The organism is Vibrio misgurnus, from assembly GCF_029635775.1.
In the GTDB taxonomy this organism is placed as follows: domain Bacteria; phylum Pseudomonadota; class Gammaproteobacteria; order Enterobacterales; family Vibrionaceae; genus Vibrio; species Vibrio chanodichtyis.
The window spans coordinates 1205847-1219097 of sequence record NZ_CP113241.1; the positions used below are offsets into that span (position 1 = coordinate 1205847).

Genomic DNA, 13251 nt, shown 5'->3' on the forward strand with positions numbered 1-13251 from the left:
ATGACCACCAAAAATGAACTATTTGAAACCCTTAACCCGCCACAGAGGTTACTGATGGGGCCTGGTCCCATCAATGCTTACCCGCGTGTTCATCAAGCCATTTCTCAATCTCTGATCGGTCAATACGATCCTGTGATGACCGGTTATATGAATCAGGTTCAGTCACTGTATCGTGGTGTTTTTCAGACGCAAAACCAGCAAACGATGTTGGTGGATGGTACTGCACGCTCAGGGATTGAAGCGGTATTGGTTTCGCTACTCAAGCCGGGGGATAAAGTATTGGTGCCAGTAATTGGTCGCTTTGGCCACCTGTTGTGTGAAATTGCCCAGCGTGTTGGTGCCAAGGTCAAAACTATTGATATTGAATGGGGGGAAGTGTGCCCAGCTGAGAAAGTTGAAGCCGCAGTCAAAGCGTTTCAGCCTAAGCTGCTGGCAACAGTACAAGGCGATACTTCAACCACGATGAATCAGCCACTTAAAGAGATGGGCGAAATCTGTCAGCGCCATGGGGTACTTTTTTACTGTGATGCAACGGCTTCGATTGCCGGTAATGAGCTTAAGGTCGATGAATGGCATCTCGATGCGGTATCTGCAGGTTTACAGAAGTGCCTTGGTGGTCCTTCTGGTTCAGCACCGATAACGTTAAGCGATCAATGTGCAGAGTTGGTTAATCGCCGTAAGCACGTCGAAGCCGGGATTCGAGCGGGTCACCATTCTCAGGGTGCTGAGGCAATGATCCAGTCAAACTATTTTGATTTAGCGATGATCATGGATTACTGGGGACCCGAACGTCTGAACCACCATACTGAAGCCACATCCATGTTATACGCCGCTCGTGAGTGTGCTCGCCTTTTCCTCGAAGAAGGTGCTGATAACGTAATCGCTCGCCATAAACAAGCTGGGAACGCGTTAGCTGCAGGGCTACGTGCGATGGGGTTGGAGTTGTTCGGTGATCAAACCTACAAAATGAATAATGTGGTTGGTGTTTATATTCCAGCCAATGTCAATGGTGATGAAGTTCGCCTTGAATTACTACAGCGTTTTGGGATTGAAATTGGTACGTCATTTGGCCCACTACATGGCAAGATTTGGCGGATTGGTACAATGGGTTACAACGCTCGCCAAGAGTGCGTGTTGTCGACTCTGGTGGCATTGGAAGCGATTCTGATTAAACACAAAGCGGCTATTTTTTCGGGGCAAGCGGTGGCTGCAGCGATAAAATACTATGCCTAAATGAGCGAGTAAGGTGAACAAATATTACAAATTTAATCATAACGTTAGTCTGAAAAATGGTCTGATAAATTAAGTTAAGGAGCGCCGATGATAGCAGCAGAGAAAAACACGATGGCGCAGCAGGCGATAAAGTTGATGGAGCAGGCTGATATACTGGCTCAATTCAGTGCTGATCCAGGGGCTATTACACGGGCTTATCTCACCCCACAGCATCGTGCTGCCCATGACCAATTAGCGATATGGATGGGGGAGGCTGGTTTAAAAACTTGGCAAGACAGTGTTGGAAACCAATGGGGGCGCAAAGTTTCTACTAATCCAACGCAACCAACACTGATACTTGGCTCGCATAGTGACACTGTCACCAATGCGGGCAAGTATGACGGTAATTTAGGGATTTTAATTGCTATTGAAGCGCTGGCTCAATTGACCGATCAAGCGTTTCCTTTTCACATAGATATTGTGGCTTTTGCTGATGAAGAGGGCGCGCGTTTCAACACGACACTGATTGGTTCAAGCAGTGTCGCGGGGTGCTTTAACCGACAGTGGTTGACCTTAAAAGATGTGAATGGTGTGACCATGGCTGAGGCCATGCGTAGTTTTGGTCTTGATCCTGAATTGGCTGGATACGATGCACGCACACCCGAGCAAACTCGGGCTTATCTTGAAGTGCATATTGAGCAAGGTCCAGTGTTAGAAGTTGAACATCAGCCCGTAGCCGTAGTCACGGGGATCGCGGCAGCAAAACGTTATGTATGCCAAGTAAAAGGCATGGCAGGACATGCAGGGACGGTTCCGATCAAGTTGCGTCATGATGCGTTATGTGGCACGGCACAGATGATTAATCATATCGAGCATTTTGCCCAACAAAATGAGCTTGTTGCCACGGTAGGTCAATGTGAAGTGTTATCCGGCGCAGTGAACGTTATTCCCAGTGCAACTCGTTTTACTATCGATATCCGTAGTTTGTCGCAATCGACACTTGAACGGTGTAGTGTCGAGCTACTGACACGCTTAGCGGAAATTGCCTATCAGCGAGGTTTGGATTTTGGCTACCAAACGCTTTATCAGGCTGATGCAGTGCGATGTAGTCGTCAACTGCAACAGCAATGGGCGAGCGTGGTTGAAACGGTTACTCAATCGGCACCGCTTTTCTTGCCAAGTGGTGCTGGTCATGATGGATTAGCTATGGCGAAATTGACCGATATCGGCATGCTATTTGTGCGTTGTGAACAAGGGATCAGTCATAACCCGCGTGAACAGGTCATGGTGGAAGATGTAGGGATCGCGCTGCAGTGTTTGATTGAAATGGTGAAGCTCTGCAGTGAATCGGCGGCTCTATGATTAACCGAGTCGCTTCTGACAGTTGAAAAATCTTCATAAGACAGATGAAAAGCTTTGCGGTATAAGCAAAGTTTGCTGATGTTGTTACAAGGATTGATATGGTTATCCAGAATTTCGAAGCTTTTCTTATCGCGATCACGATTTTGACCTTAACGCCTGGGTTGGATACCGCTTTGGTGATCCGCAATACCACCCGAGCTGGATTTGTTGATGGTTGTACCACCAGTTTGGGAATTTGCTGTGGGTTATTTGTACATGCCACCTTTTCTGCGATAGGGATTTCAGCTGTGCTGGCTCAATCCGCCGAGCTGTTTCATTTGGTGAAAATGGTCGGTGCGCTGTATTTGATCTGGCTTGGTATCTCGAGCTTACGTGCACTAATAAAATCAGGGCAGGGAATGGAGGTGGCGAATTTAAGCCATGTACAGTTTCAACTGACTCGTTCGCTGCGTGAAGGTTTTCTTTCTAATGTGTTAAACCCCAAAACGGCGGTGTTTTATCTGGCTTTTCTACCGCAGTTTATTAATCCGCAATTTTCACCATTAGTTCAATCTTTACTGATGGCATTGATCCATTTTGCGATTGCGATGGTTTGGCAGTGTGGTTTAGCCGGCGCGTTGAGTGGTGCTAAGAATTTGCTGAAAAATGCGTCATTTATGCGTTGGATGGAAGGAACTACGGGATTAGTGTTGGTGGCATTGGGGATCAAACTGTTATTAGAAAAACCGCAAGCCTGACTTGATATTGTCTCTATATAAAAACGACCTCCGGTGATGGTGGTCGTTTTGTATTCATTTTATGATGTTAAAAGATTATTGAGTTTGCGTTTCTACTGTGGCGTATTGATAGCGGGCAAAATACTGCTTAGTTTCTTCCAGCACTACATGGCGCAGTGCAATCAAGCCGATCAAATTAGGGATCGCCATTAACCCATTGACAATGTCGGCGATAATCCAGATCAAATCGAGATGTAAAAATGCACCAGAGGCAATCAACGCAATAAATACCACTTTATAGGGTAATACCGCTTTGGTACCGAACAGAAACACCATGCAGCGTTCGCCGTAATAGTTCCAGCCGAGGATGGTGGTAAAGGCAAAGAACATCAAACCAATGGATACCAGCATCGGACCTAAGGTTTGGGCGTTTAATCCTTCTGCAAACGCATAGGTGGTCATCGCCGCGCCAGCTAGATCGCTTTGCCATGCTCCAGTCAGGATCAGGGCTAAACCAGTCATGGTACAAATAATAATGGTGTCAAAGAAGGTGCCGGTCATTGAGATCAGCCCTTGTTCCACACAAGAATCGGTTTTGGCAGCAGCAGCGGCCATTGGTGCGCTACCTAGCCCAGATTCGTTAGAGAACACGCCGCGCGCAATCCCTGATTGAATCGCTAGCATGATGCTCGCGCCTAAAAATCCGCCGGTTGCCGCGCTGGAAGTAAACGCAGAAACCACCACCAGTTCAAGAGCATCCATCAGTTTATCTGCATTGGTGATGATCACGCTCAGACAAGCGACAATGTAAAATAGCGCCATGGCGGGTACCACTTTACCTGCGACTTTCGCGATCGATTGAATACCGCCAATCGTCACAACGGCAACCAATAAGGTGAGTACCACTGCTGAAGCTTCACGCGGTACACCAAAAGAGATTTGGGTCGCATCTAAAATCGCATTAACTTGTGGGAAGGTACCAATACCAAAACAAGCCACGCCAACCGCAAAAATCGCAAACAGAATCGCCAGTGTGTTAGAGCCAACCCCATCACGCAGATAGTACATTGGGCCGCCGACCATTTGTCCTTTGTCATCCACTTGGCGATATTTTACTGCCAGTAGACACTCTGCATATTTAGTCGCCATACCGAATAGCGCTGCGAGCCACATCCAAAATAGAGCGCCAGGGCCACCGAGTTTGATCGCGGTAGCAACCCCGACAATATTGCCGGTACCAATGGTGGCTGAAAGGGCAGTACACAATGCGGCAAAGCTTGAGACATCACCTTGCTTATCGGAAGATTTGTCACCACCAAACACCATGGCTAACGCAGTGGGTAGGCGACGAAATTGCAGTAAGCCAAGACGGAAAGTGAAATAGACACCGGTACCGACCAATAAAATTAATAGTGGTGGTCCCCAAACTAAACTATCAACAGTTTGTAGAAATGATTGTAGGTTATTCATAAGTTCCCCTTAAAAAATAAACATAAGGAGAAGAGGGAAAGGATGCAAAAATGCACAGCAAAGCCCTAGCGGGCTTACTAAAAAGATTGGCCTTTCACTCCTCTGTCCTTTTGCCTGAGAGTTTCACTCTGCTATGCGCAGAGCTTGCTCCTTCGGCGACCGATTTAACGGTTCTCTCCAGAGGTTCCTCCAACTACAGTCCTCGCTTATTCTTGCCAATCAAATGGCGAAGAATAATGCACCTGAAAGATTTACTTCTTCGGTAGGTTGTTAGGTTTAGATGTTAAAATCTAGTTAACAACCACTCTCCTGCAGTCTTCAACGGAACAATCGTCTTACATAAAACGATTTGCGACAGGAATATTAGCGAAAACAAAATGTGATGTCATCAACAAAAGCAATCACTTGCTGTATTTTTATCCAACTCTATGGGTAATCAACTTTTCTCTGACGTTAAACTGGGTATAAGTGGTATAAGATAAGCGCGCTAGGAGGCGAGATGGTGAGATTAATAGCAATAGCCTTACTGATAACTTTAGCATTGGTACTGATCCGCTATCGTACTAATGAGAAATTACAGAAAGGGGTCGTAATGGTTAGTGTAATGATCTTGATTTTGTACACCACCTTCTTAGTGATTTCTGAATTGATTCGCTGATGTAAGAGGAGCGGGCGTGAATAAACACGATGAGTTTGACGACAACGACGAAGTTGTGGTGATCGAACGCAGAGATAAACAGAGTTATCTCTATATTGCCATTGCGGCGGTTTTGGGTATGGCAATAGGTGGTTTGATTGGTTCATCTATCACTACCAATCGTTGGGAAGCCTCCTATCAAGCACTACAGATGCAGTGGGAACAATTAAAGAGTGTTAATAGTGAAGTGGCGAAAGCGGCACAAGCCAGCGAGCAAAACCAAGCACAAGCGTGGCAGTTGCAAATGGATCAAGCGTTAGCGAAGCAAAAAGAGCAGTGGCAAGCGGAATTGGTGCAGCGTGATAAGTATGTGGCTGAATTGGAGAAACACAATCTCGATTTGGAGCAGCAGCTCGGTGAGCAAAAAATAGCATTGGAGCGTGCCAATACGCAAAATAATCAGCTTCATCGTCAAGCTGATATGCAAGCTACTGTGTTTGAACGTTCTCGAGAATTGTTTCAGCGTGAACTGAAAATCAAACAAGAATTGACGGGGTTGCAACAAGAGCGAGACTCACTGGCACCTAAAATTAAAGCCTTAAAAACAGAGTGTGATATTTACCTTGAAGGCAAATCTTGGGATGCCACATCAGACTCTTGTGACAAGCAAGATGAAGCCAATTCGCGGATTAGTCAAATTGACCAGATGATCCGTGTTCATCAAATGGATCTGGAGCAGATTAAATCCTTGTCCAGTGAGATTGGTTTGTAATCAAATCCCATCGTCAGTGAAATTTAAGAGGCAAGTACCAAGCCATATAAAGAAAGCCACTTCAGGTGGCTTTCTATTTTGAGCGTGAATATTTAACGAGGCGTGTTAATTATTGACCTTCAATTTTTGAAAGTATCGGTCATACAGCACACTGGCTTCTCCCACTTGATCTTGCCATTCGCCGTTATCGATAACCGATTGCGGTGGATAGATATTCGGATCATCGGCAAATTCGTTTGGTAACAGATCATAGGCGGTTTTAACTGGAGTTGGATAACCAATTTCTAAAGCAATTTTGGCCGCGTTTTCAGGGCGTAGCAGGAAATCAATCATCTTATGCGCCGCATCAATGTTGCGTGCTCCTGCTGGAATCGCTAGGCTATCCATCCAAAAAATGGTGCCTTTTTCTGGCCAAATGATCTCAATTGGCGCACCTTCTTGGCGCGCCATATAGGCTGAGCCATTCCATAACATACCTAACGATACTTCCCCAGCCAGAAACGGATTAGCGGGAAAATCAGAATTGAACACTAATACATTCGGCATCAGTTTTTTCAATTCATAATATGCCGCTTCAATCTCTTTAGGATTGGTGGTATTTGGTGAATAGCCTAACTTGCTTAGCGCAATATGAAAAACTTCACGGGAATCATCCATCAACATCAGTTGACCGACCCATTTAGCATCCCATAAATCACTCCAATTTTTGAGTGATTTTTTATCGAGCATATCGCTATTAATGCCGATCCCGGTGGCTCCCCAGATATAGGGAATCGAGTATTGGTTATTGGGATCAAACGGCTTGTTCAGATAATTGGTATCAAGATCTTGGAAGTGTGACAGTTTGGTATGGTCAATCGGCTGCAGCATGCCTTCTTGGCGCATCTTAGACACAAAATAGGTGGAAGGTACCACTAAGTCATAGCCTTTACCTTGCGTTTTAAGCTTGGCATACATGCTTTCATTGGACTCATAGGTGGCATAAATTACCTTGATACCCGTCTCTTTGGTGAACTCTTCTAAGATCCCGCTTGGGATATATTCAGACCAATTGTAGAAGTACAGCTCTTGGTCTTTAGCCATTGTATTGGAGGTGAACAAGGCTGCTGCGCATAACGCACTCGCAAACAGTTTATTTTTCATTACGTTCCCATGGTAAATAGAAAGAACCTAACTCGGCGTAGAATGGAGCAAGTATAACAAGATAAAAAAAGATAGGCAGCAAATGCTGCCTATCGGGTTCTCTTGTGCGGTGTTATTGACCGGCTTTCAGCTTCATGAAGTAATCTTCATATTTGACGGTCTTATCGCCGACGGCTGATTGCCATTCCACGCGATCCAAATCTTCTTGTGATGGGAAGAGTGGGGCGACATCTTGGAATTTGTCGTTAGATGCTTTAACGCCAGTGAGGTAGCCAGTGTCACGTGAAATTTGCTCAGCAATTTCAGGACGCAGCAGGAAATCGATCATTTTATGCGCTGCATTGACGTTTTTCGCGCCAGAAGAAATCGCAAAGTTGTCCACCCAACCAATGCCGCCTTCTTTCGGGAAGACTAGCTTGATCGGTAGACCTTCTTTTTGTGCAGCAGCAGCAGAGCCGTTCCACAGCATACCAAGACCGACTTCACCAGAAAGATAAGGTGCGGCTGGGTTATCAGAGTTGAACACCAACACATTTGGCATTAATTTGCGCAGTTCCGCATAGGCTTCATCAATCTGCTTATCGTCTGTCGAGTTACCAGAGTAACCCAGCTTACGCAGAGCAATGTGGAACACTTCACGCGTATCATCCATCAACATCAGTTGACCTTTTAGCTCTGGTTTCCAGAGGTCAGCCCAGCTTTGGAAGTCATTGGGATCATACATGTCGGTGTTAACCGCTAAGCCTGTGATCGCAACAACGTGTGGAATAGAGTAGTCGTTGTTTGGATCATAAGCTTTGTCTAGGTAATTAGGATCAAGTTGGTCAAAGTTGCTCAGCTTTGATTTGTCAATTGGTTGTAGCATACCTTCATCACGCATTTTGGCTACGAAGTAGGTCGATGGAACAACCAGATCATACCCTTGATTGTGCGTTTTGAGTTTTGCATACAAAGTTTCGTTTGACTCATAAGTTGAGTAGATAACTTTGATCCCCGTTTCCTTGGTGAATTGCTCTAAGATACCGCTATTGATATACGGACCCCAGTTCATAAACACCAGTTCCTTATCTTCCGCTGCCGCTGTGCCAGACAACAGAGAAAGCGCACATGCGCTACCCGCTAAAAAAGTAGCCAGTTTTTTCATCGACGTTAGCTCCAAACTAAACGTTGCCCTAATGGGCGTTACAAAGAAAAACAGAATGACTCCTATCATTCTGTTTCGCGTATATCCCAAAGGATATCAATTTTTTTCTCTTGCTAACAACTGCGAAAGGATAACAAGAGTCAATGACACGACTAACATGACGGTCGCCAGTGCGTTCACTTCTGGTGATATGCCAACTTTAACCATGGAATAAATCTTCAATGGTAGAATTTCATAGGTCGGCCCAGTCACAAACGAACTGATAATCACATCATCCAGCGATAGGGTAAAGCTGAGTAACCAGCCAGCCGCCACCGCAGGTTTTGCCAAAGGTAGAATGATCTTCTTAAGTATAACCCATTCTCCAGCACCGAGATCTTTGGCTGCTTCCAGCATTTTGACATCAAAACCGTTAAGTCGCGTATACACACTCACCACTACAAAAGGTAAACAGAAGGTGATGTGTGCAATCAACAGAGTAAGGAAACCCAGTTTGGCACCCATGACTAAGAACAACGCAAGCAGTGAAATCGCCATCACAATATCGGGTGACATCATCACTACAAACAGCATGCCACTGACGATTTTTTTACCTTTGAACTGGTAACGGAATAGAGCCACCGCAGTTAAACTACCAATCAAGGTTGCCGCCGTCGCAGAAAACACCGCAATATTGAGTGAGTGCCAAGCCGCTTGCATTAAGCTGTCGTTATTCATCAGCGCGTGATACCACTTGGTGGTAAAACCACCCCATTTGATACCAAACTTGTTGTCATTAAATGAGTTTGCAATCAACACAATGATTGGCAGGTACAAAAACAAGTACACTAAACTCATAAAGCTAAATCTAATTGAACGTCCCATTAGTCTAGCTCCACCTTCTTATTCAATAGTTTACCCGCCCGGTAGTAAGCATATAACATGATGGCCATGGCCAGTGTTAGAGCAATACTGGTGGCCGCACCAAATGGCCAGTCACGTGCATTGAGCACTTGGCTCTTGATCACGTTACCAATCAAGAGGTTTTTCGCACCACCTAATAAATCGGCAATGTAGAACATGCCAAGAGCAGGTAACAGAACCAATAAACAACCGCCGATAATGCCAGGCATAGTGAGAGGCAAAATCACGCGAATTAAGGTTTGCAATTTGTTGGCACCCAGATCGCGCGCCGCTTCAATATAAGTGCCATCTAATTTTTCGATAGCAGAGTAGAGCGGTAAGATCATAAATGGCAATAAAATGTAAACCAGACCAATCATTACCGCCGTTTCAGTAAACATAATGCGGATCGGCGAATCAATCAGTCCGAGCGACATTAAGGCTTGGTTGAGAATACCTTGTGTGCCGAGCACAATTTTTAAGCCGTATGTGCGGATCAGTGAGTTAGTCCAGAAAGGTACAATCACCAGAAACAGCATAAATGGTCGCCAGTTGGCGGGCATTTTGGCCACTATGTAGGCAAAAGGGTAACCAATCACAAGACAGATCAAGGTTGCCACAATCGCCATATAGAACGAGTGCAGCATGACTTTGCCGTATAGCGGATCAAGCAAGCGTGTATAGTTATCAAAAGTGAAAACAAATTTAATCAGATTTGCTTCATCACGGGTCAGAAAACTGGTACCAATGATCATTAGGTTAGGCGCTAGCACAAACAGCACTAGCCAACCAACAATTAAGGTAATGATCGCGTTTTGCAGATTAAGCTTTTTGCTCATTGAGGACCACCTCCCAGCTTTCAACCCAAGTGATGGCAACTTTCTGTCCGATAGAGTGATCAACATCAGGATCATCTTCGTTGAAAAATTCGCTGACCATAACACACATACCGGATTCCAGCTCGACGACCGATTCCAGAGTCATACCTTTGTAGGTACGATCCGTCACGTGACCGACAATACCTTTTTCTTCGGACTCTTTAATTTCTTCGATACGTAAGTCTTCAGGGCGGAGCAGCACTTGCAGCTTATCACCCGCTTTCACTTCATCTTGGTAATAAACAATCGACTCAACCCCTTCGATATCCACGCGAATGCGTTTTTCATCAATACGGTCTAATGTCGTTGCTTGGAATACGTTAATTTCGCCGATGAAGCGCGCCACAAACAAGTTTTTAGGGTCTTCGTAGATTTCACGTGGTGAACCATCTTGTTCAATTTTGCCGGCACGCATAACAATAATGCGGTCTGACATTGACAGAGCTTCTTCTTGATCGTGAGTCACGAAAATAAAGGTGATGCCTAATTGGCGTTGCAGTTGCTTCAGTTCACTCTGCATCTGTTTACGCAGTTTGTAATCCAAAGCCGAAAGCGATTCGTCGAGTAGCAGCACTTTAGGCTTGTTGACCACCGCACGTGCAATAGCAATACGTTGTTGTTGGCCGCCAGAGAGCTGATGCGGTTTACGCTGAGCCATTTCGGCCAGGCGCACCATGCGTAAAGCCTCCATTACACGTGGCTCGATCTCGCTGTTTGGAACTTTTTGCATGCGCAGGCCAAACGCCACATTTTCAAATACGGTCATGTGCGGGAACAAGGCATAGCTTTGGAAGACCGTATTGACGTGTCGTTGTTCAGCAGGAACTTGAGTAACGTCTTGATCATCGAGCAGGATCTGACCTTGATCTGCCGTTTCAAAACCAGCAATCATTCTTAACACTGTCGTTTTACCACAGCCCGATGGACCGAGAATAGTTAAGAATTCGCCATGATTCACATCAAGATTTAGGTTACCAATGATTTCCTTACCATCGAAACTTTTGCTAATGCCAGATAAACGAATGACTGGCTTTCCTACTGAATGTTGTTCGTTCAACGTCTGTATTTCTCCCACCTTGGTCCGTAGACGATTCTACTTGTTAGACCTGTAGTTAAACAAAAATAAGGGGCGCATCATAAACACCAAGAGCACGATTTCAAAGTGTTTTTCTTACCTTGAAACCGAAAAGTTTTTGCCAGTTTCCACTCACGTTGGCTAGCCTACTGATTTTACTTAACTCTCAATGCTATCAATTGCTTAATTATCAATCATATCGACTAGAATGCAAGACGATATTGGTAATCTGATTTTAGCCTGAGCTTGATTTCAGTATAATGAATTCAATTTTTATGTTGAAGCGTGACGTTATTCGCGCCTTCGACCCAACTAGGGCATTTTATGAATAACGATAGGGAACAAGAGTTTAATCTTGGCGGTTCGATAGACAGAGCGCTATCGGGAAGTTATGAGTTAAAAGTGGGTGATGTACTCAAAGAAGCATGGGGCATGACGCTTAAACACTTTATTAACTTCACGCCCGCCATTTTTTTACTGCTGATCTTGCAGTTGGCTATCTTTTATTTTGCATTTAAATGGCAGATTGGTGATCTCTCGGTGTTGTTGTCGATCTTTGAACAAGGTGGCACTGTACCTAGCGGACTGATCCAAGCGGTATTTATTGCCAACTTTAGTTATGAGGTGATCAGCGCACCAATTTACGCTGGGATCTGCCTTATGGCAATGAGTCACGCGGCCGGATTAAGTACGCACACTCGTCATATCAGCAAAGGCTTGCAATTTACCGTACCGGTCATTTTGGCGACCTTGTTCAGTTTATTGTTACAAGCTGTGGCTGGAATGCTGTTACCCTTTGTTTCGATGTATTTATCGATCGCATTTAGTAATTCGCTACTACTGATCTGCGATAAAAAAGTGCCACCGATGCAGTCGTTACTGCTATCACTGCGCTCCGTGAATAAGAAAATTTTCCCGTTAATTGCGATTTACTCAATCTTGATGCTGCTGTTTATGCTGGCTGTTTTTCTATACGGAATTGGTTTAGTGCTATTTTTGCCGTTCTTTTTCCATGTTAAAGGGATCATTTATCGCAATATGTTCGGCATTCGTTTAAAAATTATTGCTACTGGTCAATCTCAGCCGGGTCCACAAACTAGCCAATCGCAATCCGGAGTGTTTGATGCGTAATATATTGATTTCTTTGTTTATTGTTTTAATTGCAGTATTTGGTGTTTATCACTTTGAAAAGTACACTCAGCCACAAAAATTACCACCGTTAAAAGGTGAAGCTATCGGGGTCGCACCGGATTTTTCTTTAATTAATGATATTCCGCAACGCAAAGAGGCGCTGTTTGGTTATTTAAAACCCGGGGTGCTATACGAGAACTCGCGGATCTTACAACAGCGGGCAATTTTGAAACGGATACAAAAAGAGTTTTCGGCAGGGCAAGTTTCATCTGAGCATTTAAAGCAAGCCCAGCACTTAGCCAAGACTTATTGGGTTGAACTGCCAGAGGGCAAGATTGATCAAGCATGGCTACATGAGATGTTATTACGGGTTGATGTGATCCCCGAGGCTCTGGTATTAACACAGGCTGCTAATGAATCGGCGTGGGGCACGTCAAGATTTGCTCGTGAGGCGAATAACTATTTTGGACAGTGGTGCTATCGTCCGGGGTGTGGGGTGATCCCTTTAGCCCGTTCCTCTGGCTCAACGCATGAAGTGGCGAAATTTGATTCGGTTCAAGACTCAATTCGAGGTTACTTTATGAATGTTAACCGTCATAAAGCCTATCAAGAGTTACGAGAAATTCGTTTACGACTGCGCCAGCAAAGAATCAATCCTATCACTGATCAAAGTGCGTATGCGATGAGTTATGGTCTGCTGAAATACTCAGAACGTAGAGAAGCTTATGTGCAAGATTTACAAGCTATGATGTCATCCAATCAACAGTATTTTAGTGTGAATTAGAGATGCCAGCTTTACGTGAATTACCTTCTCTGCCAGAGGCAAGAA

Annotated in this window: 13 protein-coding genes and 1 riboswitch; of the genes, 7 read left to right on the forward strand and 6 right to left on the reverse strand. The window is 44.8% G+C overall.

Features of this window, described 5'->3' with window-relative positions:
• The 3 genes from OOK74_RS05695 (at position 1) to OOK74_RS05705 (ending at position 3311) form a co-directional block, all read left to right on the forward strand.
• Positions 1–1233: a pyridoxal-phosphate-dependent aminotransferase family protein gene (locus tag OOK74_RS05695; protein WP_274721894.1), complete on the forward strand. Its 1233-nt coding sequence runs from the start codon at positions 1–3 to the stop codon at positions 1231–1233.
• Positions 1234–1320: 87 nt separating this feature from the next.
• A complete protein-coding gene (locus OOK74_RS05700; RefSeq protein ID WP_274721893.1) occupies positions 1321–2574 on the forward strand; it encodes an allantoate amidohydrolase in 1254 nt (417 codons plus the stop codon).
• A gap of 98 nt (positions 2575–2672) precedes the next feature.
• Complete coding sequence (locus OOK74_RS05705; RefSeq protein WP_274721892.1) at positions 2673–3311, forward strand: LysE family translocator; 639 nt, start codon at positions 2673–2675, stop codon at positions 3309–3311.
• Between the two features lie 75 nt (positions 3312–3386).
• Here OOK74_RS05705 and OOK74_RS05710 read toward each other — a convergent pair whose 3' ends face one another.
• A complete protein-coding gene (locus OOK74_RS05710; protein WP_274721891.1) occupies positions 3387–4760 on the reverse strand; it encodes an alanine/glycine:cation symporter family protein in 1374 nt (457 codons plus the stop codon).
• 92 nt (positions 4761–4852) lie between these two features.
• Positions 4853–4951: riboswitch (glycine riboswitch) on the reverse strand.
• A gap of 308 nt (positions 4952–5259) precedes the next feature.
• Between OOK74_RS05710 and OOK74_RS05715 the strand changes: the two genes are divergently transcribed.
• The gene (locus OOK74_RS05715; RefSeq protein WP_274721890.1) at positions 5260–5418 is read left to right on the forward strand and encodes a hypothetical protein; all 159 of its coding nucleotides are present in this window, start codon (positions 5260–5262) and stop codon (positions 5416–5418) included.
• 16 nt (positions 5419–5434) lie between these two features.
• On the forward strand, positions 5435–6169 hold the full coding sequence (locus OOK74_RS05720) for a chromosome partitioning protein ParA (RefSeq protein WP_274721889.1): 735 nt from the start codon (positions 5435–5437) through the stop codon (positions 6167–6169).
• A 105-nt stretch (positions 6170–6274) separates the two neighbouring features.
• Here OOK74_RS05720 and OOK74_RS05725 read toward each other — a convergent pair whose 3' ends face one another.
• From OOK74_RS05725 to potA, 5 genes are all read right to left on the reverse strand, one after another.
• Positions 6275–7312, reverse strand: a complete 1038-nt coding sequence (locus OOK74_RS05725) for an extracellular solute-binding protein (protein WP_274721888.1) — start codon at positions 7310–7312, stop codon at positions 6275–6277.
• Between the two features lie 112 nt (positions 7313–7424).
• Positions 7425–8456 (reverse strand): extracellular solute-binding protein, encoded by a 1032-nt coding sequence (locus OOK74_RS05730; RefSeq protein ID WP_166013031.1) that lies wholly within the window; start codon positions 8454–8456, stop codon positions 7425–7427.
• 96 nt (positions 8457–8552) lie between these two features.
• On the reverse strand, positions 8553–9320 hold the full coding sequence (potC, locus tag OOK74_RS05735; RefSeq protein ID WP_166013030.1) for a spermidine/putrescine ABC transporter permease PotC: 768 nt from the start codon (positions 9318–9320) through the stop codon (positions 8553–8555).
• Positions 9320–10177, reverse strand: coding sequence for a spermidine/putrescine ABC transporter permease PotB (potB, locus tag OOK74_RS05740; RefSeq protein ID WP_274721887.1), 858 nt, complete (start codon positions 10175–10177; stop codon positions 9320–9322). The genes potC and potB overlap by 1 nt, the downstream gene beginning before the upstream one ends.
• Entirely contained in the window at positions 10161–11291 is a 1131-nt protein-coding gene (gene potA / locus OOK74_RS05745) for a spermidine/putrescine ABC transporter ATP-binding protein PotA (RefSeq protein ID WP_319946302.1), read from the reverse strand. Before potA ends, potB begins: the two co-directional genes overlap by 17 nt.
• 324 nt (positions 11292–11615) lie before the next feature.
• Here potA and OOK74_RS05750 point away from each other — a divergent pair, with 324 nt between their 5' ends.
• On the forward strand, positions 11616–12422 hold the full coding sequence (locus tag OOK74_RS05750) for a hypothetical protein (RefSeq protein WP_277205890.1): 807 nt from the start codon (positions 11616–11618) through the stop codon (positions 12420–12422).
• Entirely contained in the window at positions 12415–13206 is a 792-nt protein-coding gene (locus OOK74_RS05755; protein WP_278183228.1) for a glucosaminidase domain-containing protein, read from the forward strand. The genes OOK74_RS05750 and OOK74_RS05755 overlap by 8 nt, the downstream gene beginning before the upstream one ends.
• Positions 13207–13251 lie beyond the last annotated feature (45 nt).